General features: G+C 60.2%; 13 protein-coding genes. 9 read left to right on the top strand and 4 right to left on the bottom strand.

Going from position 1 to position 26733, the window contains the following annotated elements; genetic code table 11:
- The first annotated feature begins 2 nt into the window (after window positions 1–2).
- Complete coding sequence (locus DVJ77_RS00470) at window positions 3–1025, top strand: FecR family protein (RefSeq protein ID WP_114843518.1); 1023 nt, start codon at window positions 3–5, stop codon at window positions 1023–1025.
- 33 nt (window positions 1026–1058) lie between these two features.
- Here the strand turns inward: DVJ77_RS00470 and DVJ77_RS00465 are convergent, their stop codons facing one another.
- Together DVJ77_RS00465 and DVJ77_RS00460 are read right to left on the bottom strand one after the other, a co-directional pair.
- Entirely contained in the window at window positions 1059–1364 is a 306-nt protein-coding gene (locus DVJ77_RS00465) for a hypothetical protein (RefSeq protein WP_162791303.1), read from the bottom strand.
- A gap of 124 nt (window positions 1365–1488) precedes the next feature.
- Window positions 1489–2481 carry an alpha/beta fold hydrolase gene (locus tag DVJ77_RS00460; RefSeq protein WP_114843516.1) on the bottom strand — a complete coding sequence of 331 codons (993 nt, stop codon included), beginning with the start codon at window positions 2479–2481 and terminating at the stop codon, window positions 1489–1491.
- Window positions 2482–2637: 156 nt separating this feature from the next.
- Here DVJ77_RS00460 and DVJ77_RS00455 point away from each other — a divergent pair, with 156 nt between their 5' ends.
- Entirely contained in the window at window positions 2638–3480 is an 843-nt protein-coding gene (locus DVJ77_RS00455; RefSeq protein WP_114843515.1) for a helix-turn-helix domain-containing protein, read from the top strand.
- On the opposite strand, the gene DVJ77_RS00450 is transcribed toward DVJ77_RS00455, so the two are convergent.
- Both DVJ77_RS00450 and DVJ77_RS00445 read right to left on the bottom strand, forming a co-directional pair.
- On the bottom strand, window positions 3477–5276 hold the full coding sequence (locus tag DVJ77_RS00450) for a GGDEF domain-containing protein (protein ID WP_225427686.1): 1800 nt from the start codon (window positions 5274–5276) through the stop codon (window positions 3477–3479). The two genes, DVJ77_RS00455 and DVJ77_RS00450, sit on opposite strands and share 4 nt — an antisense overlap.
- 61 nt (window positions 5277–5337) lie before the next feature.
- Window positions 5338–5649: a hypothetical protein gene (locus DVJ77_RS00445; protein ID WP_191983645.1), complete on the bottom strand. Its 312-nt coding sequence runs from the start codon at window positions 5647–5649 to the stop codon at window positions 5338–5340.
- 694 nt (window positions 5650–6343) lie between these two features.
- On the opposite strand from DVJ77_RS00445, the gene DVJ77_RS00430 reads away from it, so the two are divergent.
- From DVJ77_RS00430 to DVJ77_RS00400, 7 genes are all read left to right on the top strand, one after another.
- Window positions 6344–7969: a ShlB/FhaC/HecB family hemolysin secretion/activation protein gene (locus DVJ77_RS00430; protein ID WP_225427684.1), complete on the top strand. Its 1626-nt coding sequence runs from the start codon at window positions 6344–6346 to the stop codon at window positions 7967–7969.
- 98 nt (window positions 7970–8067) lie between these two features.
- On the top strand, window positions 8068–9906 hold the full coding sequence (locus tag DVJ77_RS00425; RefSeq protein WP_114843511.1) for a DUF2341 domain-containing protein: 1839 nt from the start codon (window positions 8068–8070) through the stop codon (window positions 9904–9906).
- 12 nt (window positions 9907–9918) lie between these two features.
- On the top strand, window positions 9919–10323 hold the full coding sequence (locus DVJ77_RS00420) for an ExbD/TolR family protein (protein WP_114843510.1): 405 nt from the start codon (window positions 9919–9921) through the stop codon (window positions 10321–10323).
- Window positions 10324–10328: 5 nt separating this feature from the next.
- Entirely contained in the window at window positions 10329–11000 is a 672-nt protein-coding gene (locus DVJ77_RS00415) for an energy transducer TonB family protein (protein ID WP_225427683.1), read from the top strand.
- Window positions 11001–11061: 61 nt separating this feature from the next.
- Window positions 11062–12810 carry a putative porin gene (locus tag DVJ77_RS00410; protein WP_114843508.1) on the top strand — a complete coding sequence of 583 codons (1749 nt, stop codon included), beginning with the start codon at window positions 11062–11064 and terminating at the stop codon, window positions 12808–12810.
- An 8-nt stretch (window positions 12811–12818) separates the two neighbouring features.
- Window positions 12819–13445, top strand: coding sequence for a hypothetical protein (locus DVJ77_RS00405; RefSeq protein ID WP_114843507.1), 627 nt, complete (start codon window positions 12819–12821; stop codon window positions 13443–13445).
- A gap of 742 nt (window positions 13446–14187) precedes the next feature.
- On the top strand, window positions 14188–26694 hold the full coding sequence (locus DVJ77_RS00400) for a filamentous haemagglutinin family protein (RefSeq protein WP_162791301.1): 12507 nt from the start codon (window positions 14188–14190) through the stop codon (window positions 26692–26694).
- Window positions 26695–26733 lie beyond the last annotated feature (39 nt).

Here is a 26733-nt window from a genome sequence, read left to right as displayed (position 1 = left end):
GTATGAGCAACCTCGATTCCATCGTTGGCCATGGCTCGGCGCTTCATCGCGAGGCGCGAGATTGGCTGTTGTGCCTGACCTCCGGCCAGGCCACGGCGCGTGACGCCAATGCTTTCAAACAGTGGTGCGGCCAAAGCCGCGCTCATGCGCAGGCATTCGCCGAGACGCGTTTGCTATGGGAAAACCTGGGGCCGGCGGCACGTGCTGTATCGCAGCGTGAACTATCCCGGACGACGCCGCCCGCAGAGGGTGAGCCGGTAAGGGATGAGAGCCGGTCGCCAGTCGCCATACCTGCACGCATGAGTCGCCGTGCCTTTCTGGGTGCCGCCGTTGCTGCGTCGGCCGCCTGTCTGCTGCTGCGCCCGCCGTTGCGCTTGTGGCCCGGCTGGTCCGACTGGATGGCCGACTACCGCACTGACACCGGCGAGCAACGGCAGATTCAAGCCGCCCCCGGTGTCGTGGTCGAAATGAATACACAGACCACCATCAACCGGCTCGCCAGCCGCGGGCAGCAACTAGGCATGGAACTGGTCAGTGGCGAGGTGCAAATACAAACGGCGGCGCAATTGGCCGAGCCGTTCACGTTGCTGGCCGGCGCCGGCCATGTGCATCTGCCCCCCGGCACGCAATGCAATATCCGTTGCAGCGACAAACAGGTTCAGGTGACGGGTCTGGATGGAACCACCGAGCTGGTTTATCGCGGGCGCAAGGTCACGCTGCAAGCCGGTGAGCGCGTCAGCTACAGCGAGCAGACGATAGCAGCGGTAACCATCGTCGACACCGAACTGGCCATGGCCTGGCGCCGCCGAGTATTGATCTTCGACAACCAGCCTTTGTCCGAGGTCGTCAACGAGATCAACCGCTACCGCCCCGGCAAAATCGTCATTACCAATGGGACGCTTGCCGCACGTAAGGTGCATGCGCGCTTTTCGCTCAATCAATTGGCTGATGTCGCCACTCTGATCCACGATGCCTTCGATGCCCGCGTGACCTCGTTGCCTGGCGGTATCGTGTTGTTGAGCTGATCTTATGGAGCCGATCGCTGCACGCCGCGCTCGCTAGCGCGGCATTTGCTCAAGCGCCGACATCAGAAAATATAAAAACACGGCGATGAAGATAACGCCGCCGGCGATCAGCCCCATGATGAGACCTAGCGCCGAGCGGCCATGGATGGGGTATTTGTTCGCTACCGGAATGATGAGCAGCACCATCGCCAGAACCGCCAACATCGCCCATTGGATATAGCCCCATCCAAACAGCGTGAAAAAGACCAGCGGCGCTGCGCCGCCGTAGACGATCAGGGAAAGTAAAAACACTTTCCAGAATGTCAGGGGGGCGCGGGTCGTCGTTTGTTCGGTGCTCATCTTTGGGCGTTCTTCCTTAGAGCCGATCTCATCGTCCCGGTGCGGGGCATGGTAGTCGAAACCGCGCTTCTGATTGCCGGACAGTACCAAGCACACTCTGATAAAGAGGCTAGCTAGAGAGTGCTTAAGCAAGACCCCATAGCTGACGCGCTTCCTCGGCGACAAGATCTGGAAACTCCTCGGGGAAGAACAGCTTCGCTCCCTCGACCCGGCGTATGCCACGCGAATGGGCAAAGGTCCGTGCCAGATAATCCGGGCTCGCCGGCGAAAAAATCGTGTCGCCGGTTCCCCATACGATACGGGTCGGTACCGTACAGCGCTTGAGTGCCGACTCGATGCCGGCGAGAGGATTGGGCTCAAGCCCGAGGGCGTAGGCATTGGTTAGCGCCTTGCGCGACGCAGAACTCACCAGCGGCGCAAAGTAGCAATCGATAGCCTCGTCGGTGGGATGGTTGGGATAGGTGTAACAAAGCCCGCCGATGCCTTGCGTTGAGCGTGCGAAGGCCTTGTTCGCCAATTGCGGAAGAAACGTCTCGTCGGCGAACCTTCCGGCCCGAGCTTGAGCGATGACCGGCAAGACCGCAGGCGGCGGGCTGTCGTTCTCCACGTCACAGTTCGTCAGCAGCAGCGTCCGCACCCGCTGTGGATGCCGCGCCAGCAAAAGTTGTGCAATGGCGCCGCCGCTGTCATTCGCGACCAGGTCGACGGTTGTTATGGAGAGTTGGTCCAGCAGCGCCACCAGCATGGCCACCTGTGCATCAGGTGCAACGCTTTGGCCTGCCGCCACTTGCGTATATCCCAGCCCGAGAAAATCAGCAGCGATACAACGGCGGTAGGGCGAGAGTCGATCGAGTGCGCCTCGCCACTGGAAGCTGTTGAGCGGAAAGCCATGCAGGAATAGCGCAGCGCTCTGGGCGGTGCCTTGCTCGACATAGGCAATTTTCCCGAAGCGGGTCTCGGCGAAACGTCGCGCCGCATGGAACGCGGCGGCATCCATGGGCGCGCGGGCGCTCGACGGCGGGGTTACTTCACGCCGAGCCGCGTGGGACAGGCAGCCGGTGAGTGCGCCGGCCGCGAGCGCGCCTGCCGTCATTTGAATGAACTCTCTGCGTTGCATCTCATACCTCCGAAGTCGTAGGGGAGCTTATGATTCAGCGGCTTGAGAGCGGTCGGCAATGTTCTATGAGGTCATGACTTCATGACCTCCAAGGTCATGGTTTTCGTGTAGGCAGCGCCGTATGATCCATGGAATCGCGCTGTTCCATTGGACCCCATGGACTTACGTTCACCATCGCTCTCATTCGCATCCCCTATCGGTGCGCTGCTGCGCGAGTGGCGCGCGGCACGGCGACTGAGCCAGCTCGACCTGGCACTCGATGCAGGTGTGTCGGCCCGTCATCTCAGTTGTGTCGAAACGGGCAAGTCGCAACCGAGTCGCGAGATGGTGACGCGGCTGGCCGACGTACTCGATGTACCGCTGCGCGAGCGCAATGCGCTGCTCATGGCGGCTGGGTATGCGCCGAAATACCCCGAATCGGCGCTGGGTACGCCTGAGCTTGCCCAGGTCCGCCGTGCGATCGAATGCATTCTTGCGCAACAAGAGCCGTACCCGGCATTTCTGCTGAATCGGCACTGGGACGTATTGATGGCCAATGAGGCGGCGATGCGGATCAGTAACTTTGTCATGCGCGGCCGCGCCAGCGCGCACCAGAACATGCTGCGGCAAATCTTCGATCCGCATGACTTTCGCTCGGCCGTCGCAAACTGGGAGGAGGTCGCCGGCCAGCTTATCCGCCACCTCCACAACGAGGTGGCTGCGGCGCCTACCGATACGATGGCTCGCGCCTTGCTCGACGAAGTGCTTGCTTACCCAGGCGTACCGGTGCGATGGCGCACGCGCGAACTGGATACCGCACCTTCACCTTTGCTGACGACGGTGCTTCGGCGGGATGCTCATGAGCTGAGTTTCTTCTCGACCATCACGACTTTCGGTACGCCTCGGGATGTCACCATCGACGAGTTGCATATCGAGTGCTGCTTTCCGACCGACGATGCAACGATAGAGCTTTGTCGCCTGCTTGCCAGCAGCGATGCGAGTACGGCGGCGGCGCTCTAGTTTACTGGCTCGATGCGTGCCGAAGCACTCAGGACCTTATCGCTCGCCGTTTGCTCGCTGGATTCCATCGGGTAGGGCGAGACGAGACCATCGGTCACGCTGCCCGACACCACGCAATTGCGTCCATTGCGCTTGGCTCGATAAAGCGCATGGTCGGCATCGGCCAGCAGGCGCAGAAATTCGTAATTGCCGGAGTCGGTCGAGGCCACGCCAAAGCTTGCCGAGATCATCACTCCGTGCATGTCCTCGCTCAGCGGCGTCGAGGCGATCGCTATACGAATTTGCTCGGCTCGGTCCGATGCCTGCTCTGGTTCGCAGTGGGGTATCAGAATGCCGAATTCCTCGCCGCCAAGGCGACCGAATACATCGCGAGCATGCAGATGCTTTTGGCATGCCACCACGGCGCGCTTGAGTACTTGATCGCCCACGGCATGGCCGTGGGTGTCGTTGACGAGCTTGAAATGATCCAGGTCGATAAGAATGAGCGAGGCGCATCGCGTGAATCTTTTTGCCTGGCGCAACGCCTGTTCCGCTTCATCGACGAAATGCTTCCGGTTACTGATCCCGGTCAAGCTGTCCTGCCGGGCCAGCCCCATGAATCGCAGTTGCGAACGCTTAAGGCGGTATAGCAGCAAGCCAATGGATGCCAGGACGGTCAGCAGCAGAATGATGTAAAGCCGGCTGGCCTCTACGGCCTTATGGTCCAGTGCCCGCTGCAGTTGCAGGATCTGGTTCTGTTTGTTCAGTGCATCGACTTCTACTTTATTCGCCTGCACCTGCTGCTTGACGATCTGGTATGCCAGCGTCTTGGCGCTGACGTCGTTGAGGTATCCCTTGTCCGCCGCCAGATATTTTTCATGGTAGGCGAGGGCAGCGCGAAAATTTCCTTGCTGTTTTTCGATCCGAAAGAGCAACTCGTAAGCCATGCTCAACGGTTCGGTGTATTCGCTTTTGATCGCACTATCGACGGCGGCGACGGCGAATTTTCGTGCATGGGTGATTTCGCCCTGATCCCAGTAGGCCTGTGCCTGCAGCGCATCGAATTGCGAGGTCAGGCTCGGATATTGATCGCGCAGGACATACGCGTAATTGGTTTGCAACAGGGCAATGGCATGGGCCGAACGACCTTGCTGGATATCGAAGCTTGCTATGTCGGCGCGTATCGCATTGGCGACGAGGTTCTCGCCGGACTTGACGCATGTGTCGACGCCGGTCTGGAACGCCGGGTCCAGCACTTGCATCCGGCCGCTGCGGAACTCGGCATGAAGTTTGAAGTACATGGACTTGCAGGCGCTTTCGCCCGCGGGAATATTATCGAGCATCTGCTCGGCGTAACTGGAGGCAAGGTCGTATTGCCCCGCCGCGATCAGCAGTTGTGCGGCCTCGCCCAAGCCTTGGAAGCGTGCCCGCTTGTTGGTGATCTGCGGCAATTGGTCGAGTAGCTGGCTCAGTCGCCCGAACGCTTCTTCATAGCGGTGCCCGATGCCCAGGATATCGACCAGCGTGGCGGTCGCTCGAAAACGCAGGGTGGCATTGGTGGATTGTGCGATGACCGTGTTCAGCAGCGAACTTGCACTGTCGTAGTCGCCGCCATAGGCCATCTGCCACGCTTCAAGATAGCGCAGGCACCATAGCTGCTCCGGCGACAGACTCGCGGCATCGCGGTCGAGCCGCTCCAGCAGTTGCACGAACTGGACATGGTTCGATGTCTTGATACTGTCCGCAAGCTGGATCAAATGCGAGCGGTCACCTGATGCGGGCACGGCGGCAATAGCCGTGCCCGCAAGCAAGCTCAAGAACCACAGAACCCAAATGAATGGACTTCGGCGTGTACCGCCGGCCCAGGACATGGATCGGCTACGAGTGCGTTAAGGAGACAGCATGCCGTGAGGTTTCCCGACTGCCCTCGTACGGCGGAGCTTCTTCGGTGTCTTCATCCTCGTGCTCGCCTTCGTCTTCTTCCTCTTCTTCGATCGGCATTTGAATGGAATAAAACGGGACTTGACGTAGCAGTGCCTGTAGTTCCGATGCATCTCTGGCAAGAATGGCCGAGCACAATGGCGTGTCGATCTGCGCCTGAGTCAAGGCAAGCTCCACCTCATCGTGTGAGGCATGGCGCAACTGTGCGTCCTTACCCATCCTCTCCAGAAAGTCGATTACGCTCGACATTGGACTACCCCCTAAATAGTTGGCTTTTGTAGGACTTATTCGGTAACTCGCGGCCCGCCCCCTCCCCGGGGATGACTGCGAGTTGGCGATCATATCCCGCTTCGCGACTCTGAATATCAACAGCCGAGTGGTCCGACGCCCTCAAATGCGTCGTAAACGTTCTCATGAAGCCGGCTGGCCCGCCGTGGATTTCTGCAGGATGAGTCGCGACCGGTCTAAGGAACGTGACCGCCGGCATGACACTCGTGTGTCAGTACCCGGTGCATATCCGGCAGAAACCCCTTCTGCGTGAATTTTTTGTGACTTGAGTTCAGTCGCCCCAGAAGCGGGCTGTCTATCCCTGCATGGACGTAAGTGAAGGGCATTGGATGCCCACTCATGACTTACATGCCGCGCGCTAGTCGTCGCGCGACGGCGTGTTGGGGGCGATTCGGCTTGAGTGCGGTGCGGTACTGAAACCGCCGTTGGGGATGATGGTCGCGTGCCAAAGCAAACAGGGCCAACGAAATTCGGGCCAAAGAAATTCGGGCAGGAAAAATCCGCGATCCGGCAGACCCTGCGTGCAGGGGCGTCCGGCCATGCATGGCATGCGGTTATGGCCAATTCGACACATGCCTGTCGTCGTTCAGTTATCAACGCGGCGTTAGCTTCATCTTCTACGCTGGCGACGGCGGATCGAGAGGTGGAGAGCCGCATGCACTGGGGCCATGGACTGCCGGCGAGGCTGAGACATCCGTTGGTGCTGGCTATTGGCCTGTTGTTCGGTGCGCCGAGTCTGGCGGTTGCGCAGGACACACCAGCAAACCAGACCGCTGAGGCACCGGCAACTTTCGAGGTCAACGAGTACTTGGTGCGCGGCAATACCTTGCTCGACGCGCTGGATATCGAAAGCACGGTGGAGCCGTTTCTAGGGCCCGGCCGCAGCCTCAACGAAGTGCATGCGGCACGCGACGCCTTGCAGAAGGTTTACCAGGCCAAGGGTTATCAATCAGTCGTGGTGGAAGTGCCGCCGCAGCAAGTCAAAGGCGGTGTGATCCTGTTGCAGGTGGTCGAGAACAGTATCGGTCGCGTGCGTGTCGAGGGGGCCAAGTACCACTCGCCGCAGGCGATTCGCGATGCCGTACCGGCCTTGGCTGAAGGCTCGATACCCAATTTCACCCAGGCGCAGGCGCAACTGGCACAGGTTAATCGGCAATCGGGGCAGCAGGTGGTGCCACTGCTAAAGCCCGGCGTGTTGCCGCAGACGATGGATGTCACGCTCAAGGTCGAAGATACCTACCCGCTGCATGGCAGCGTCACGGTGAACAACGACCACAGTGCCGATACGCCCGAGCTGCGCACTATCGGTAATGTGCGTTACGACAATTTGTGGCAGCTCGGTCACTCCATTTCGGCTACTTATATCGTCGCCCCACAGCATCGCGATGCGGCCGAAGTGTATGCGCTCTCCTATATGGCGCCGTTGAGCGAGCAATGGAGTTTGCTCGGCTCGGGTTATAAGTCCAACAGCAATGCCAACACCCTCGGCGGCACCACGGTATTGGGCAAGGGCAATGCGATCAGTCTGCAGGCCACGCGTCTGCTCTCTACGCTGGGTGCATACGGTCAATCGATTTCGATCGGCATCAGCCGCAAGCATTTCGATCAGAACATTACGCTGGGCGGGCAGACCTCGCGCGCGCCGATCACTTACTACCCGGTCAGCGTGACTTATACCGGTCAACGCAGCAGCGAGAAATCCACGACGGCGCTGAGTCTGTCAGGCAACTTCGGTTGGCGCGGGCAGGGCAGTGCTGGCTCGGCATTCGATAACCAGCGCTATAAGGCGCGCGATAATTTTGCCTATGTGCGCGCCGACCTTAATTACACCCGCTTTTTTGCCGGGGACTATGCGCTGGTGCTGCGCGGCAGTGGGCAATGGGCCGACTCGCCGTTGATATCGAGCGAACAGTTCGCGGCCGGCGGCGCCAGCACGGTGCGCGGTTATCTGTCGGCGGAGAACACCGCCGATCACGGTGTGATCGCCTCGGCTGAACTGCGTAGTCCTTCACTGGCCACATGGCTGGGGCGGCTAGTCAATGACCCGTTCGTCAACGACTGGCGCTTCCACTTTTTTATCGATGGTTCGCGATTGCAACTGATCGATCCGCTGAAAGATCAGCGTGGCCGATTCAACTTGCTAAGCACCGGTGTGGGTACGCGTTTTACCTTGTTTCGCTACGTCAATGGCGAGCTGGAGTACGCCTATCCGCTCAAGGACGGTACGCGGACCAAGGCCCACGACGGGCAATGGCTGTTTAGCGTAAGAGCCGGAATTTAAGACATGCGTCGCCCTCTGCTTGTCCCGAAAAAGGGACTCACTTCGGTCGCAGGGGCCGGAGCCAAAACAGTTTCATCTCGAACAGGGGTTCAATAACAATGCGTTACCTGATCTTTGCATGCTTGCTATGCCTGGCCTGGTTGCCACGCGCGGCATCGGCTGCGGATGCCGCCTGGTGGAACGACGATTGGTCGTACCGTAAAGCGATCACCATCGACACCACCAGCAAAGGCGCGAACGTATCGCAGGCGCTGGGGCGGATGCCGTTATTGATTCGCCTGCACGCGGGCAATTTTCAATTCGACGGCGTCGCCAAGGACGGTGCGGATATTCGCTTTATCGCGGCCGACGGAAAAACACCGCTGAATTATCAGATCGAGAGTTTCGATCCCGTGCTCGGGGTGGCGCAGATCTGGCTGGATGCGACCGATCTGGCGGCGAACGCGCAGCAAACCGTATGGATGTATTACGGCAATGCCAAGGCGCCGACGCAAAGCAGCGGCGCGGCCACTTTCGACCCCGATTACAGTCTGGTCTATCACTTTGACAACGCGGCCGGCTCCGCGCCCAAAGATGCCACCGCCTACGCCAATCAGGCGCAAGGCACCGGACTGCGCATCATCGATGGCGGTATTGCCGGTAAAGCAGCCCGTTTCGACGGTGCCGCCATGCTTACCTTGCCGGTCAGCGCTTCGCTCAACACGGCGGCGGGCGGCAGCTTCACTTTCAGCGCATGGATCAAGGTCGACAGTGTGCCGAATGCGCCCACCTTGCTTTATGCACGTCGGCAGGACGGCAAGGCGTTATTGATCGGCCTGGCTGCTGGCGCACCGTTTGTCGAAGTTGATGGCGATCAGGTGCAGCGCACCCAGGCGGGTGAAGCGTTGAAACCTGGGCAATGGACGCATGTGGCTGTCTCGGCGGCAGCCGACAAGCTCACGTTGTATGTAAACGGCCAGTCTTACGCCAGCTTGCCGGTGGCCTTGCCGGCGCTGACCAGCGCGGCAACCATCGGTGGCGAGGCGGCGGCGCCGGGCGCAGCATCGGCCACGGTGGCTTTTGCGAATTTTCTCGGCGATATGGATGAGCTGCGGCTGTCGCGTGTGGCGCGTCCGCTTACGGCGATCAGCCTCGATGCGACATCGCAGGCGGCCGAATCGCGGCTGATTGCTTACGGCGAGGACGAGAAGAAATCCGGTTTCGGCTTTGGCTACTTCGGCATCATCGTCAAGTCGGTCACGGTCGATGCCTGGGTGGTGATCGGTATCTTGCTGGTGATGGCGCTGATTTCCTGGTGGGTGATGTGGAACAAGGCTCGCTACGTGAGCCAGGTCAGCTCGGCCAACGAGCGTTTTATCGATCGCTTCCGCGATCTCGGCACCAACCTGCTTGGTCTGGCCGATGCCGGCGAACAGGCCAATGTGCGGCGTGAGTTGGGCGGCTCGTCCTTGTATCGACTGTATGAGGTCGGTGCGAAAGAGGTCTGGCGCCGGCGCGACGGGCAGGGGCGCCTGGTGATTGCTTCTGAATCGATCGAAGCGATTCGCGCCGTGATGGATTCCACCTTGGTCCGCGAAAACCAGAAGTTGTCGCGCTCGATGGTGATGCTGACCATCGCGATTTCCGGTGGACCGTTTCTGGGTCTGTTGGGCACGGTGGTCGGCGTGATGATTACCTTCGCCGCCATCGCCGCGGCCGGCGACGTCAACATCAACGCCATCGCACCGGGTATTTCCGCCGCCTTGCTGGCGACGGTGGCCGGCTTGTTCGTCGCGATTCCAGCGTTGTTCGGCTACAACTATTTGTTGACTCGCAATAAGTCGGTTACGGCAAACATGCAGGTGTTTGTCGATGAGTTCGTGACCCGTCTGGCGGAATTACACCGCGAGGCCGATCTGAACACCGTCGACAAGAGCGTGATCGGTCCCGCCGGCTAAGGAGAACGCGACATGCAAGTCAACGATGACGACAAGCCCTATGACGACATCAACATCACGCCGATGCTTGATCTGGCCTACGTGCTGCTGGTGATTTTCATCATCATGACAACGGCCTCGGTACAGGGCGTCAAGGTCAATCTGCCCAAGGCCAGTGCCTCGGTCAGCCTGGCCAAGCCGCAGACCAAGGCCATCACGGTGGCCGACAGCGGACAGATTTTTCTCGATGCGTTTCCGGTGACGCTGGGCGAACTTGAGCAGCGCTTGCGCACGCTCAAGGCAACCACGCCGGAGTTTCCGATCATCGTGAAGGGCGATGCCAATGTGCAGTACCAGAAGGTCGTGGACATTCTGGATCTGCTGCGCCGGCTGGATCTGTCGCAGGTTGGCCTGGTTACCGGCAAGTCGCCGAGCTGATGTCCATGGATGCCTCTGAACGCGCAGAACGAAGGCGACGCTGGCGCAGTCGGCTGATCGCCGGTGTGCTGCTGCTCGCCGCGGCGCTGGCGATATGGAAGTTCGCCGGCCATGAAGTGGGGGTGCGTCGCTCCGCGCCGCGCATCGCCACCATCACGCCGTTGCCGCCACCGCCGCCGCCGCCGAAAGAAAAACCGCCCGAGCCGAAAAAACTCGAAGAGGTGAAGCAGGATGTGCCCAAGCCGAACGAGCCGGTGAAGCCACTCGAAGCACCCAAGCAGGCACCGGACCTGGCCAAGCAGGTCACCATTAACGGACCCGCGCAGGCAGGTAACGACTCTTTCAATATCGGCGCAGGTGCCGGTGGCGGCATGGTCGGCGCCGGCGGCGGCAACGGTGTCGGTGGTGCCTCTTATGAGCAATATCTGGGCTATGCCTTGCAGCAGGCGATCCAGCGCGATGAGCGCACCCGCCGCCTGGTGTTCGAGGTGCGGGCCAGCATCTGGCTAGGCGCCGACGGCGGCATCACGCGCGTCGAACTGTTGGAATCCAGCGGCTCCGAAAGCACCGATCAAGCCTTGCGCCAGGTACTGCTTGGCTTGCACATCGACACGCCGCCACCCGCGAATTTCAGCATGCCGGTACGCACCGCGATACGCGGCAGGCGGCCGGTATGAACACGATCAATTATTTAGTTTTCACGTTGCGCGCAGGCAACGAACCGTTTTGGAGAAAGTCATGAATGCCCCGATGGTCTTGAAAGAGTACAAGCACCCGCGCCGGCGTGTGTTGTGTGTCGCTGTCGCCATGCTGCTTGGCGGAGTCAGCCTCAATGCCGTCGCACAAGATGTCGCGGCGCCTTCGTCCAATGCAACGATCAACCTGATCCGCTTGATGGTGAAGAAGGGGCTGCTGACTCAGGCCGATGCCGATGGCTTGATCGCGCAAGCGAACGCCGAAGCAACCCAGGCGCGCAAAACCGAAGTAGCCGGCAACGACGGTGCGCAGCCCGGCGATGTGCGCGTGCCCTATGTGCCGCAAAGCGTGCGCAACGCCATTCGCGATCAGGTCAAGGAAGAAGTCGTGGCCCAGGCCAAGAGCGAGCATTGGGCGCAGCCCGGCGCACTGCCGGAGTGGCTCGATCGCATCGGCTGGGAGGGCGACCTGCGTGTGCGCGACGAATCCTGGTACTACAGCCGCAGCAATTCGCCGTACTTTCTCGACTACGCCGGCATTAATCGCAACGGCCCGGTCGACATCAACAAAATCAGCCAAGGCGTGGTTCCGCCCATTCTCAATACGCAGCAGAACCGCACCAATACGATGCGACTGCAAGCCCACCTTGGTGTCTCGGTCAAACTGGGCGACACCATTACGGCCGGTATCCGCCTTGGTTCAGGCAACGACAACAATCCGGTCTCCACCACGCAGACCTTGGGCGGTGGCTTGACCAAGAAGAATCTGTGGCTGGATCGCGCATGGATCCGCTGGCAGCCGATTGAGAAAACGTCGATAACCGCCGGTCGCATGGCTAACCCCTTCATGACCACCGACCTGATTTACTCGCAAGAGCTGAACTTCGACGGTGTCGCCGGCCAAGGCGAAGTACGTCTTGCCGATGGCTTGAACGGTTTTGCCACGCTGGGATTATTTCCGATCGAATACACCTCGAACGATTCGCCGTCGCAGGGCTTCGGCAATCAGAAGTACCGCAGCGACAACAAATGGCTTTCGGCGGCACAGATCGGCGCGAGCTGGCAGTTCGATGAAGATACCCAGTGGAAGGTCGCGCTGGCCTACTACCATTTCGGCAGCATGCGCGGGCAACTCTCCAGCCCTTGCGCGCTGTACACCGGCATCAACTATTGCAGTACCGACGGCACCGCGCCGCAATACATGCAGAAGGGCAATACGGTTTTCCTGCTGCGCAATATCGTGCCGGATCCGGCTTCGCCGGGTAATTACGCCCAGCCGCAGTTCGTTGGTTTGTCTTACGACTACCACGTCGCCAATCTCACTCAGCAATTCGATTTCAAGATCGGTGACACGCAGGCACGTATCCAAGCCGACTATGCCCGCAACATGGCCTACCACGCCCGCGACGCCTTCACGCGCTACCCGAACGGCCTCGGTCAGCCGGTGAACAACTATCAGAACGGCAATGCGTCCAACGCACTCGGCGCTTATAAGAGCGGCCCGGTCGGCTGGCTGGTGCGCGGCATTCTCGGCACGCCCACCCCGATGGCCGCCAACGAATGGAATGTGGCATTCGGTTACAAATACCTGCAGCCCGACGCCGTGCTCGATGGCCTGACCGATACCAATTTCCATCTCGGTGGCACCAATGCCAAGGGCTTTATCGTGTCTGCCGACTACGGCATCGCTCAGCGTACATGGCTATCGGCGCGCTACTTCAATGCGCGCCAAGTTTATGGCCCGCCGTTGGCGATCGACGTCGTGCAACTTGAAATCAACAGCAAGTTCTGAGGTAAGCCATGAAGCGCATCGCATGCAACATCGGTTTGCTCGGCTTACTGGTCTTGGTCGCGCCACTCCATGCGCAAAGCCTGGAAGAGCAGTTGCGTACACAGCTACGCGAGGCGCGCAGCCAATTGCAGGACCTGCAAAACGAGCAAGCTCAGTGGCAAACACAAAAGACCAGCACCGAGCATGAGCGCGATCAGGCACGCAAGGCGCTTGAACAGGCGCAGGCCGAATTGGCCAAGTTACACGGCAACTCAGCCGGTGGAGCCTCTGCACTGATTGCCGAACGCTCGGCACGGCAACAAGCACAGAACGAACTTCAGCACGGTCAACAGGCCTTGACGGAGGCTGCCGCAAAGGCACGCGAGCAAGAGGCGCGAACGACCTCCATAACGACCCAGCTCAACGAAGTGCAGGGCCGCTTGAGCACATGCACCGCCAAAAATCAGGAGTTGTACAAGGTCGGTCACGACATTCTCGATGCCTACGAGCATGTCGGCGTCGGCACCGTATTGTCATCGCGACAGCCTTTCGCGGCGGCCTCACGAGTCAAGCTTGAGAATGCAGCCCAGGCTTATGGCGATCGACTCTACGAGCAGCGCTATGCGCCGACGGCTACATCGACAGGTCACCCGTGAGTTGAAGCCGATGCGACGGGTCCTGCCCCCTCCCCTGTACGCAGGGGAGGGTTGGGGAGGGGTACGGTCTTGCCTCTCTGTCGCATGCCTTGCCGGGCTAGGACTAAGCCTGGCCTCATGCCTGCACGCCGCCGAAGCCCCACAAGTCGCAACAACCTCAGCACCTAGCTGCGTCGAGGTAAGTGTCAATGATCGGCCAACACTGGCTTACGACTGCCTAGGGCAAGCATTGGTGCCACCCAAGGCGGCATCGCCGCCGTCGCTGTTGATGGATGCCGTCGTCACCGAACCGTCCAATCGACAGCTCGGTCAATACAACTTTTCCGCATTCAGCCATCGCATGGGTGCGAATCTGGACAGGTCAGTCGTACCGCAGCGGCCACCACCCGCACCACCACTGCCCTTGCTTGCGCCTGCAGTGGGCAGGCATTGAGCGCTGTTTACGTGGTGAGTTTTCGGCAAGAGCCTCAGTCAGCTCCCTCCCGTGCGTGCAGGGGAGGGTTGGGGAGGGGTGATGACAAAGCCATGTCACAACCCGCGCGCAGATGAATTTTTAGTGACACGGTTCAGTCGTCACATCGAATAGACGTCTCAATGATGAAGGCATGTATTGCAATGATCGCCGGCCTTCACGAAACGACTCACAAGCTCGAACCATATCGAGATACGCGAGTAATTCGTCACGGGTTTGTTGTTGACGCGCAGCATGCTAGGCATGCGTATGACAGGGTTAGGGGTTCTCGTGATAAAGCCAGTACGGTTCGGTGGTGATTCCGGTGCGGTTATCAACAGGCGCCCCTTGGCGCAGTGGATTGCCGCGGCGCTGGCGATGGGTGCGATGCAGGCACACGCGGGCAACCCTCCACTGAGTCAGGCATGGTTGGCGCAACAGCAGCAGATCGGTATACAGGCGCCGCCAAGCGGCACGCCATCCATGTTGCCGGCGGGCCTTACGCCACAGACGTCGGGCCAATTACTGCAGCAACGCGTGGTGCAGCAGTCGATCGCCAACCTCAATAATGCCGCGCAGGCGGTGGCCGCCCAGATCACTGCCCAGCAAGCGGCGCAACAGGCCGCGCAGCAGTTGATTTCGCCGGTCGCCAATGGCATCGCCAGCGGTGGCCTTCAAGTCGCCGCCGGCGTAGCCGGCAATGCCAGCCTTTGGCAAAACGCCAATTTGCCGACGCAGTCGGTGGCCAACGGACAAAGCACGGTCGAGGTAAAACAAACCGCGCAGAAAGCGATCCTCACCTGGGATAGCTTCAATATCGGTCGCAACACCACGCTTTATTTCAACCAGTCCGGTGGCGCGCAGAACGATGGCAGTAACAACTGGATCGCGCTGAACCGCATTCAAGACCCCAGCGGTTCGCCGAGTCAGATCCTCGGCCAGATCAAAGCCGAAGGTTCGGTGTACCTGCTTAATCGCAACGGCATATTGTTTGGCGCCGGCAGCCAGGTGAATACGCATTCGCTATTGGCGTCATCGCTCAATTTGTTCAGCAGCGATGTCGGTATCAGCAACAGTAGTTTCTTGAATGGCGGGATTGCTTCGAAAGTCGCTGCAACGGGTTTTCTGACCGACGGTGCTTTTACCGATGGCCGCAAGCACGACGTCGTGATTGAAAAGGGCGCTTCGATCACCACCGGGCCACAAGGCTTCGCACTCATTGCCGCACCCAATGTGTCGAATGCTGGCTCCATCGTCGCCGACGATGGTCAGGCGATACTTGCTGCCGGCATTCAATTCACTAATGCCGCGGGCAGCGACAATGGTGCGGCGCTCAGCGTGCTTAATGCCAGTGGACCTTTTGATCTGCTGAGTTATCCCGCCGGTGGCCTGGCCAGTAATAACGGCCTGATTCAGTCCAGGCGCGGTCAAGTGCATATGCTTGGCTTCAATGTCGATCAGGCAGGTGTGGCGCTGGCATCGACCAGCATCAGCCACCCTGGCAGCATCGAACTGAATGCCCGCGACGTTGGCTTTATTGATGGCACGTACCAGCGCAGCGGCGCGCTGAATCTGATGCCGGGCTCGGTTACCACCGTGTTGCCCGAGAAGGATGGCACGACCACTTCATCGACTCCGGCGGCGAATAAAGCCTTCACCCAGGGCGGTATCGCGCTGGCCGGTCAGACTGTGACCTTCAGTAATGGCTCGTTGCTGGAGGCGCCTGGCGCCAATCTAGCGGTTACGGCGCAGATCAATGCGGGCCAGAATAACAATGGACCCACGACGGGACGCATCTATGTCGACAGCGGTGCCATTCTCGATGTCTCGGGGCTGACCAATGTCAGTCTGCCGATGTCGGCACTCCTGGTCAGCATTTCTCGCATCGGCCAGAACGAACTGGCGGATTCTCCGCTGCTGCGTAACAGCTTTCTCTATACGCAAAAGAATGTCGTTATCGACAGTAGTCAAAGCGGCACCCGTACCGATGGCCTGAATTGGATCGGTAGCCCGATCTTGAATGTCGGCGGCTACGTGCAAAACGTACCGCGCGGCATCAGCCAGATGCTTACGAACGGCGGCACAATAAGCCTCAACGGCAACGAAGTGATCGTGCGCGGCGGCGCGCAACTGAATCTCGACGGTGGCTACCTGGCTTATCAAGCCGGCTGGGTCGACACGCCGAATCTGCTCGGAGCCAATGGGCGTATTTACAACATCGCCAACGCCGACCCGCAAATGGGCTACGTCGGTTTTGCCGGTCAGTACAGCGTCAACCATAGCCGCTGGGGCGTGACCGAAAACTACAGTAATTCACTGCTGGCCGGTGCCACGCGCTGGGACCCCGGCTTTGTCGTGGGTGGCGATGCGGGCAGTCTGACAGTGGGAACCGCGCGTGCCCTGGCGTTGGACGGTGATATCTCCGCGCAGGCATTCGCAGGCCGCAACCAAGTCAACAACGGCAGCCAGCCAGCCGCCGGTTCGCTCAGCGTTGCCACGATGCGTATTCCCAATGCGCCATCCTTCCCGGCCAGCGGTATTTCGCTGGAGCAAGCGCCGCTGTCGTTGAATGATCGTGCTCCTGGCTTCAACGCCGCTACGCCGTGGGATACGGTGCTGAACACGCAGCCTGGCCTGCAGTTCTGGCTGCCGCTATCGGCCAACACGATTCAGCAGGCGGGTTTTGGCACGCTCAATCTGGCTACATCCGCAGATAATGGCGGGCAGATCATGGTGCAGGCAGGCACCACGCTATCGGTACATCCGAGCGGCGCGATCAATCTAAGCGGCAATCGCATCAGTGTGTTCGGTAACCTCGACGCACCCGCAGGATCGATCTCGCTGACCTCGACCGGTCCATTCGGCCTCAACGTACCAGGCCTGCAAGATGCGAATGGTCAGCCTCTGCGCGCAGATATCACCATCGGTAGCGGAGCTAAGCTCAGCGCACGCGGTCTGTGGGTCAACGACAGCGGACGCACGGCGGATGACATCGTCGGCAATCGCTATATCAACGGCGGTAGCATCAGTCTGAACACCCAGCAGGGTTATCAGCCGGGCAGTCAGTCCAGCATCGACGGTACCGGTTCCATCGTGTTGCAGACGGGCAGCATGCTGGATGTATCGGGTGGCGGTTACATCGGCAGCAACGGGCAGGTGTCTTTGAGCCATGGCGTTCCCGCCGGACACGGCGGCGATATCAGCCTGATGACTTATTCCATTCAAGGCGGGCAGCAATTTGGCTGGAGCCAGAATGCGCCCAACGATCTAAGCAGCGGCTCAATTCAGCTAGGCGGCCAATTGCGCGCCTACGGTTTCAGTGGCGGCGGCACATTGAGCCTGCAGGCGGCACAACTGCAGATTGGTGGTAAACCTGCCGATATGGCGCTGGCCAATGGCTTGTATCTCGATCCGGGCTTCTTTGCCGGTCAGGGTTTCGATGCTTATGCGTTCACCGCGATCACGGACGCCAACGTTGCCGCCGGCAGCCAGGTCAAAGTGAGCCGGGCCAACTTGCTGCCGAACTATCAGGCTTTGCTTACCGCACCCAGCGGCACGGATCTTTACGCTCACGATGCGACCCAGCCCTCGCGCGACTACACCCATGTGGGGCAGCTCGATGACTACCACCGCTACGTCACCGCCAGTCAAAGCGCGGGCCATGGTCCAGGCTTTGCGCTGAGCGCGGGCAGCTTTGTCGACTGGAACAGCCAGACCGGCAATCCGAATGCCGGGGCGGCAAAGTACGCTGGCGTGACCGGCACACTGTCGCTGGCGCCCGGAGCGGCGATTCTTACCGATGCCGGCAGCACGGTCAGTTTGGCCGGCACCCAGAACACCTTGGTGTTCGGCACGGTGAGTGCGCCAGGCGGCCATATCAATCTCGCTACGCAGAAGCTGGTCAATCGGCCGGGCTTGCAAGCGGTGACGCCGCAACTATGGCTGGGCGCGCTATCGTCACTCGATGCCAGCGGTGTTGCTTTGCTTGACCCCTGGGCCGCTGCGGTTGCGCTCAACGACACCACTGGATTGGGCCTGACGGCCGCGCTTACGCCACGTACGGGTACGGTACTCAATGGCGGCGCTGTGTCGCTTACCGGTAATGCCAGCTATGTACTGGCCGAGCAAGGCAGCCGTATCGATGTCTCGGGCGCTGCCGCTACGTTCGACCTGCCCACCGCTTCGACCAGTACGTTCGGCCAGCGCATGAACTATGCGGCGACGCCGGTGTGGAGCGACGCCGGCAGCATCACGATGGCAGCGGCGGCAGGCCTGTATGCCGATGCCACTCTGGTGGCGCGTGGCGGGGCGGCGCAGGCGGAAGGTGGCAGTCTCAACATTATCGGTACGGCGGTGCCGTTGGGTACCCAGGCCAAAGCCAAAGGTATCTTGCTGCAGGCATCGGGGCGTCTGCTTGCAGCGGGCTCGCAGCCTGGCGTTGCGATTGAATCGGGAACACCCTCGGGGCTGCTGCATTTTGCGGTTGATCGGCTGACCGACTCGGGTATCACCTCAGTCAACCTGGGCCCGGATGTCAGCAGCGGGCCGCAGGGCAATCAGTTGGCGGTGCCGATAGGTTTTGCCGGCAATATCAATCTGGCGCTGGGGCGTAGCTTTACCGCCAACGCGCCAAGCTACATCGCGCTTGCGCAAGGCAGTACCGGGCTCGGCGTTACAGGCGGCTACGCCACCGGCAACGGCACGCTGCGTATCGACGCGCCCTACGTCAATTTGTCCAGCAATACGCTACTGAGCGCGGCGCCGGTAGCGCGCGCCGGTGACGGCGCGCTGCAAATCAATGCGAGCGCTATCGACTTGGGCGGCGTGATCGATCTGCAGCAATGGGCGAATGCAAGCTTTAACAGCAGCGGCGATATCCGCTTCTATTTGCCGGCGCTCTACGCTTATCGGTTGGGCGCGAACGTGCCGGGGCTGTTGTTCACTACCGGCAATCTAAGTTTCAAGGCAGCGCAGCTTTATCCGGCCAGCGACTATCACTTCGCCATCGATGCAAACGCTTCGGGTATCGCCGATGCATCGGGCCAGGCACGCACGACGACGGTAAGCATTCTTCCCAATGGTCCTTCCAGCATGCCGCTGTCGGCGGGCGGCGCCTTGCTTATCAGCGCCAATCGCATCGAGCAGCAAGGCACAATCCGTGTACCCTCCGGCAACTTGGTACTTGGTGTCAGCGATCCCGTCGTTGGGGCGACTGGATTCGGATTGGACCCGAGCAAGGTTCCGCTTGCTGTCACAGACTCGGTACATCTCGCCAACGGCAGTCTCAGCTCAGTATCGCTAGAGGGCGCGACACTGCCCTACGGAACCACCGTCGATGGGGTGGAGTGGCGCTACAGCGGCGATCCGAACAACAGCTCGCCCGACCTCGCCGCGCCGCCAGCGAAGCAACTCAGCCTCAATGCCAATCACTTGTCGCTGGATGCAGGCGCCGGGGTAAATCTGTCGGGTGGCGGTCATCTGCAAGCCTCTGAATGGACGGCCGGCACGGGCGGCAGTCGCGATGTACTTGCGCAATACAGCACCAGCTATAACGACGGCATCAGTGGTACGCAGATACCTCAGTACAGCGACGGGCGCGCGGTCTACGCCATCATCCCAGGCTATACCGCTGCCATCGGCGCGCACGATGCCGCGCTGGAAAAAGGCGCCGGCGCGGGTCCGGCGATAGGCCAGAGCGTGTATCTCTCGGGTGCGGCAGGATTGCCGGCGGGCTACTACACCTTGTTGCCGGCGAAGTACGCGACGTTGCCGGGTGCCTACCGCGTGGTGCAGAACACCGGTGTACTCGACAGCGCATTGGGATTATCGACAGCATTGCCCGACGGCACGCTCAACGTCAGCGGTTATTTCGCCGATGCGCTCAACGGCGCCCGTCAGGCGCGCAATACCTCGTTCCTGCTGCAGTCGGCACCGGTCTGGCAGCAATATTCGCAATACCGCATCAGCGATGCGGATACCTTTTTCAATGCGCAAGCCAGCAAGGCAGGCACGGTAGCGCCGTATATGCCGGCCGATGCGGGCCGCCTGGTTCTGGCAGCCAATCAATCGCTGGGTCTGGGGGCGACGCTGACGGCATCGGCCGGAGCGGGTGGACGCAGTTCGCAGGTCGATATCGCGGCGCAGGCGATTCAGATTCTCGGTACCCAGCAGTCGGCCAATGCGGGATATCTCGGCTTGTCCGCCGATGGTCTTAGTACGCTGGGCAGCGGCAGCCTGCTGATCGGCGGCACGCGAAGCTTGAGCAGCGATGGCTATGCCATCAACAGCATCGCCGACAGCGTGCTGCTGTCCAACGATAGCAATCATCCCTTGGCCGGCGCGGAGATTCTGCTGGTCGCCAATGGCAGTGGCCACCCAGGCGCGCAGGGCGTAGTGCTGGCCGACGGCAGCTATATCCAGGCTCGCGGCAGCAGCAATGTAAGCAGCTTGCCGCTGTCGTTCGGCAGCGATGCCGGCAAGGATGCCAATGGCAATCCGATCGCGGCGATCAGCGGTGATGGCGCGTTATTGCGCGTGTCCCAGAACGGCGCCGCGTCGGTGCTGCGTCATGCGGTTTCCAACGCCACGACCGGACAGCTCACGATAGGTGCCGGCGCACTGGTTGACGGTGGCAATGCACTCACCCTGGATGCCACCGGCAGCACGCGCGTCGATGCCAGCGCCGCGTTGTCGGCCAAGGCCATCGACGCCAATAGCAATCACATCACCTTTACCGGCGACAGCAACAGCGTCGTCAGCGATGGATTGGTGATCGGTCCGCGCACGCTGGATCTATTGCGCGGCGCTCAGCAAGTCAGCCTGCGCAGTCGCGGCAGCATCGATTTTCTCGGCAACGTGAATGTCAGTCTGGCGAACAGCCTTAACCTCAGCGCCGGTGCGTTTACCAGCGATGGCGGGCAGGTGAATATCGCTGCGGGCACGCTGGGCCTGGGCAATGCATTAGGCGCGACACTGCCGGGCTTTGCCGCAGGCGCTGGGCAACTTTCGCTGCACGCGGGCGAACTGGATTTCGGTGCGGGTAACAGCACGCTGCGCGGTTTTTCCCAGGTCGCGGCGACGGCCAGCCAGGGCATCGTCGGGCAAGGCGCTGGCGGCATGGATTTCGGCAATCTGGGTGTGACCTTGACCGCGCCCTTGTTGATGGCCGATAGCGGTGCGAATACCAGCTTGACCACCAGCGGCGCGCTTAACCTGCAAAGCGGTGGCGGCCAGGCGTTGCAGCGCGCCTCGATGGGTGGCTCGCTAAGCCTTGGCGGCGGCAGTGTCTTAGTGGCTACGGCACTTGCCGCGCCCGCCGGCAACCTGAGTGTGCGCGCCAGTACAGGCGATCTCGAACTGGCTGCCGGCAGTCAGCTAAGCACCGCTGGCGTCAATAAAACCTTTCAAGACGTCACCACGTATGCAGCCGGTGGCAATCTTTCGTTAAGCGCCGATCATGGCTCAGTCAATATTCGCCCCGGCTCAAGCATTGATTTCTCCGGCGCTGGCCTGGGCGGCGATGCCGGTAGCCTGACGATCAGTGCCGGCAGCGGTGCACTGCTGGGTGGACATCTGGATGGCCATGCCTCCAGCGGTTACCGCAGCGGCTACTTCACGCTCAACAGCGGTAATGCTGTCGATCTCAATGGCGTTGCCGGCATCGCTCAAGGCGCTGGGATCACCGGGATGATCCAGGTTGCCAGCGGCGCCGGCGACCTTTCGCTGGCCGCGGGGAACACCCTGCGCGCGCAAAAGGTTTTTCTCGCCGCAAACGCGGCTGGCGCCGCTGGCAGCAGCCAGGGACACATTCTGATAAACGGCAATATCGATGCCTCCGCCGATGCCGGTAGCCATATCGAACTGTATGGCCGCAACGGCGTGGACGTGCAGGGCAGCCTGATCGCAACCAGCGCCATCCCCGCCCAGCGCGGCGGCGATGTCGTGCTGGGTACCAGCGGCAGCAGCGACGGCACGCTGAATGCCGTTTACGGCTACCAGAATATCCAGGCGAAAGATGCGGGCTATATCCATCTTGGCCCGAACGCACGCATCGACGTCTCCGGTGGCTCCAGCGATGCATCCGGCGGTTCGGTCAGCCTGCGCGCGCCGCTGCTTGGCAACGGCGACGTGCCTATCAGCATCGATGGTGGCAATCGCAGCATCGTCGGCGCTCGCGTGGTCACCGTGGAGCCGTATGCGACCTGGAGTACCACCGATAAATCGGCTGATCCGAACAAGCACTTCGATGGCTTGATCGATCCCTCGGGTTGGTATCAATACGATGCGAACGGCAAGCCAGTCATGGTGGCCGGTACCTGGGCCGATGCCAGCGGCAAAGTGTTGGCCGCACCCGCCGACGATGCCACGCTGCGCGATTACCTCAGCAAGAATTATTTCATTCCGAGCGCCGCGAACAGCGCGCATCAGAGTTTCTACGGTTATATCGGCGCGGATCCCGGCAAAGGCGCCGGCAGCTTGATGAGCTATGTGCAGCAGCCAGGTTTCAGCTTTGGCAATCGCTATGCCGGTATCGCCAACGTACAAGTGCGTCCAGGCATCGAACTGAATAGTCCAACGACCGGTCCGCAACAGGGCACGATCGCCGTACTCACCAATTGGAACCTTGGCGCCGGTATCACGCAGAAAGATGGCAGCATCGCATTGGCCTATCGTTACCAAGGCATGGCGCCGATCCTGACCGTGCGAGCCGCGGGCGACCTGGATATCAAGGCCAGCCTCACCGATGGTTTCTATCAGCAGAACAACGGTGCGGTGCTCACCGATCCGCCGCCACCGCCCGCGCCGCCGCCTTCCGATAACGGCTACGCCGCGGCGGTTGCCGCGTACACCACGTCACAGAATTATATGAGTGCCAACGGCATCTGGACTGGCACGATCAAGCTCAAGGCAGGCTCCGCAGCGCAAGGCTTTACCCCGGGCGGCGGCAACATCAGCATCACGGCCGATCCGTCCTATCAAGCGCTACAAGCGCCACTGAAAACGCAGTCCAGCAACTATTACACCAACTACGAGACCTATCTCAGCGAGATTGGCGATGGCGTCAATCGGGGCTGGGCTTATGCTTCGTTTGCACGCAATACCACGGGCTTTCTTGTCTACAAGCCGACCAAGCTATCGGCACCGTTGCCGGGCAGCTATACAAACTATACGGACTATGTCACGGCGTATCAGTCTTGGCTGACCAGCAATTTCGCCACCAACCCCGTTGCCAAGCGCATCACCACGCCAACGCCGCTATTGCAGCCGGTCGACACTGACTACAGTAAATACAGTAACGACTACGCAGCGTATATCGCCGGTCATACCGCGTATTACAAATACGTATCGCTTAACGTCGGCAACGCCACTGCCGGTAGCCAATTGTTTTATGCGCCATTCGCTCCCGCCGCCAACGCGGCAAGCGATCCGAACGGCGGCAAGCCGCCTTCAATTCCGATTTCCGCCGCTGCCGCCAATAACAGCCCGACCAATATGCCTGGCTTGGGCAACCCGGCTTCGTTGGCGTCGGCAACTCTATTAGGCGGCTCTAGCTCGTCCTATCGGCTGGTTTCCGGTGCTCAGCTAAGTGCCGCCAATCCGCTGGCCGTCGACACGGCCAGCGTCGGCAGCGTCAATCTGGACGGCCATTTCGCTGTCGTCGATACGCTTACCGATCCAAATGTAGTCAACCTGAAAAGTCCGTATGCAGGAAAAACCTTGTTGTTTCCGACAACGGTTCGTACCGGCACCGGCGCGATCGATATCGCATCGAGCAATAACATCAGTTGGCTCGACCATACTGCGCCGGCTGTGATTTACACCTCCGGTGAGCCTGAGCCTGGCACAACAGCCGGTAGCGGTGTCTTAGTGCAGCGCGATACCACTACCTCACGGGACCCGGCCACAGTGCCGAGCATATTGGTCAACGGTCAGGTCAACCCGGATCATGCGGGTGATTTACGTCTGAACGCGCTGGGCAGTATTAACGCTATCGAGCAAGTGGTCGACGCCGATGGCAGTGTCACCAAAGGTGCCAAAGGCACGTTGATCGCGCAGTTCTGGTGGCCCTGGATGCAAACCGGCAACCGTAAGGACGGCTCGGCCTCGTCGATCAATTTCGCCAATTTCGGCCAAGGCATCATGAGTCTTGGCGGCAATGTCGCCATTACCGCGGGCCAGGACATTCATCAGTTGTCGGTATCGCTGCCTACGACTTGGTATGCGCAAGCCAATGGCAATAGCGTAACCACGGTTGGCGGCGGCAATCTCGACGTGCAAGCTGGCGGCGATATTCTCAGCGGCAGCTATTTTGTCGCCAAGGGGCAGGGCAGTCTGCATGCAGGCGGGCGCATTGGCGCCGAACTGAGCTACAGCGTGCCTGGTTCGGTTTATGCCTTTGGCGGTATTACCACGCCGGTATCGACTTTGCTGGCGGCGCAGGATACGCAATGGCATGTGAGCGCCCTGCAAGGTGTCGATATCGGAGGCATCTACAACCCGTCGTATGCCGCGCTGAACAGCCATGTCAGCGCTATTCTCCCGGCCGGACATTTTGATGCGCAAAGTTTCAGCAGTGCGTCAGCCTTGAACGTAAGCTCGGTCGTGGGCGATGTCACATTAGATAGCTTAAGTGTGCCGGGCCTTTTGTTTGGCTATGGCAGCTCGGTCGGCATGGGCAATCCGGGCTCGATTCTGCCGGCCAGCCTCAGCCTTACCGCACTCTCGGGCAATATCAACATCCTGGGGGCTGGCAGCCTGTATCCATCGGCCAATGGAAATTTGAGTTTGCTGGCCAATCGCGCGATCGGATTTTCGGAGCAGGTCTACACCATGGGGACTCCCACTGCCACGGGGGCAGTGGGTTCGTACAATTTCGGCTTGATTGATGCGCCTGCTGCATTCCTGCCTTCGCCGCTGCAGCCGTATGGTGGTCTCGATAGCAGCAGTTATAGCAACCAGATGATCTTCGGTTATATCAACACGAATGTCTTTAATAGTATCCCAGCACTGCTGCATCAATCAGCACCATTGCATGGCAACGATTTCACGCCGGTGCGCATCTACGCTCTGCAAGGCGATATCACGGATGGCATCGCCGCGCCCAGCGGTTATCAATACCGATCACTGGTGATTTCACCCGCCAAATCTGCGTTGCTCTATGCCGGTCGCGATATCGTCAACCTGTCGCTGACCGGTCAGCATACGCACGATGCCGATGTCACCCGTATTGTCGCTGGCCGCGATATCTACGATACGGCGATCAACCGTAATTTTGCTCCAGCTTTGAACGATCCTGGCGCCTATATGCAGGCACCGTCGTTGCAGCTTGGTGGTCCAGGTACTCTTCAGGTGGAAGCCGGTCGTAATATCGGTCCGCTCACCAGCCAGGCCGATATCGCCACGAACCATACGATCACGGGCAGCAATGCCACGGGTATCGACAGCATCGGCAATGCACTCAATCCATACCTGCCGCATAAGAGCGCCAATATCGACGTACTGTTTGGCGTCAAGCCAGGTATCGCCACGGCTGATTTCATTGCGCGCTATGTGGATAGTCCAAATGGTGTCGATGGCATAGGCAGTTTGTTGCCAGACTTGGTCGACTTCATGAATCAGCGTGTCGACGGCCAGGTCGTGGATACCGGTTATGCGAAAGATCAACCACACACGCAGCTATCGACTGCGCAGGCGCGGACCATGTTCGCCGCGCAGCCCGAATATGTGCAGCGCATGTTTGTGCAACAGGCGTTGTTCAAGATCCTCGCTATCGTCGGTGCCGATTACAACAATCCGGCCAGCCCGTATTACCAGCAATATGTACGGGGCTACGCGGCTCTGGGCAGCTTGTTCCCGGCCAGTCTGGGCTACACCGCCAACGGTAGTGGCCAAGGCGGTATCAATGGTGCCGCGCAAACGGTGGATACCGGTAATCTGGATATTCGCAGTTCCACGATTCAGACCCAGCAAGGCGGCAATATCGGCATTCTCGGGCCGGGTGGACAGGCTCTGCTAGGTAGTGCTTCGGCGCCTCCTGTTATCACCGACAATCAAGGCAAGGTACTCGCCGGGCCTAACAGCATGGGTGTGCTCACGCTGGAGCAAGGCCATGTGAATATGTTTACCGATCGCAGTGTGCTGCTGGCGCAAAGCCGCATTTTTACAGAGCAAGGCGGCGATCTGGTGCTGTGGAGTTCCAACGGCGATATCAATGCCGGGCAGGGCGCCAAGACTTCAGCCGAAATTCCACCGCCGACCTATCTCTGCTCCCTCGATGCATGGTGTCGTATCGATGCGCGCGGCCAGGTCAGCGGCGCCGGTATTGCCACCTTGCAAAGTGTGGCCGGCGCACCTACTGGCAGCGTTTACTTGATTGCGCCGCGCGGTACGGTGGATGCGGGCGACGCCGGTATCCGGGTATCGGGCAATCTCGTGGTTGCCGCGGCACAGGTCGCCAATGCCGACAATATCCAGGTGCAGGGCGAAAAGATCGGTGTGCCCATCGTGCAATCGGTCAACGTCGGTGCGCTATCGGCCGCGAGTGCCGCCGCAAGCGCGATAAGCAAAGCCGCCGAAGACATGAGCCGACAGCAGAACGATGACGCACGCAATAAGCAGCCGTCGATCATCTCGGTGCAAGTGCTGGGTTACGGCGATAAAACCAGCAGCATCGAAAGCCGGCCAGGCGGTGCTGATTACGATCCGCATAGCCCGGTACAAATATTAGGCGCTGGTCGCCTGAGCGAAGCCAAGAAACAAACGTTGACCTTGGCCGAACGCCAGCGCCTGGCCGAGTAGCGTCTCAAGGAGCGAGACGCCCATGGCATCTCGCTGACA

It is taken from the genome of Dyella tabacisoli, assembly GCF_003350925.1.
In the GTDB taxonomy this organism is placed as follows: domain Bacteria; phylum Pseudomonadota; class Gammaproteobacteria; order Xanthomonadales; family Rhodanobacteraceae; genus Dyella_C; species Dyella_C tabacisoli.
This window is presented reverse-complemented; position numbering and strand designations above follow the sequence as displayed.

Bases quoted from the DNA above. Each gene is read 5' to 3' on its own strand.
- DVJ77_RS00470 (WP_114843518.1), top strand. From the start codon at position 3: ATGAGCAACCTCGATTCCATCGTTGGCCATGGCTCGGCGCTTCATCGC.
- DVJ77_RS00410 (WP_114843508.1), top strand. From the start codon at position 11,062: ATGAATGCCCCGATGGTCTTGAAAGAGTACAAGCACCCGCGCCGGCGT.
- DVJ77_RS00465 (WP_162791303.1), bottom strand. From the start codon at position 1,364: ATGAGCACCGAACAAACGACGACCCGCGCCCCCCTGACATTCTGGAAA.
- DVJ77_RS00420 (WP_114843510.1), top strand. From the start codon at position 9,919: ATGCAAGTCAACGATGACGACAAGCCCTATGACGACATCAACATCACG.
- DVJ77_RS00460 (WP_114843516.1), bottom strand. From the start codon at position 2,481: ATGCAACGCAGAGAGTTCATTCAAATGACGGCAGGCGCGCTCGCGGCC.
- DVJ77_RS00430 (WP_225427684.1), top strand. From the start codon at position 6,344: ATGCACTGGGGCCATGGACTGCCGGCGAGGCTGAGACATCCGTTGGTG.
- DVJ77_RS00455 (WP_114843515.1), top strand. From the start codon at position 2,638: ATGGACTTACGTTCACCATCGCTCTCATTCGCATCCCCTATCGGTGCG.
- DVJ77_RS00445 (WP_191983645.1), bottom strand. From the start codon at position 5,649: ATGTCGAGCGTAATCGACTTTCTGGAGAGGATGGGTAAGGACGCACAG.
- DVJ77_RS00425 (WP_114843511.1), top strand. From the start codon at position 8,068: ATGCGTTACCTGATCTTTGCATGCTTGCTATGCCTGGCCTGGTTGCCA.
- DVJ77_RS00415 (WP_225427683.1), top strand. From the start codon at position 10,329: ATGGATGCCTCTGAACGCGCAGAACGAAGGCGACGCTGGCGCAGTCGG.
- DVJ77_RS00405 (WP_114843507.1), top strand. From the start codon at position 12,819: ATGAAGCGCATCGCATGCAACATCGGTTTGCTCGGCTTACTGGTCTTG.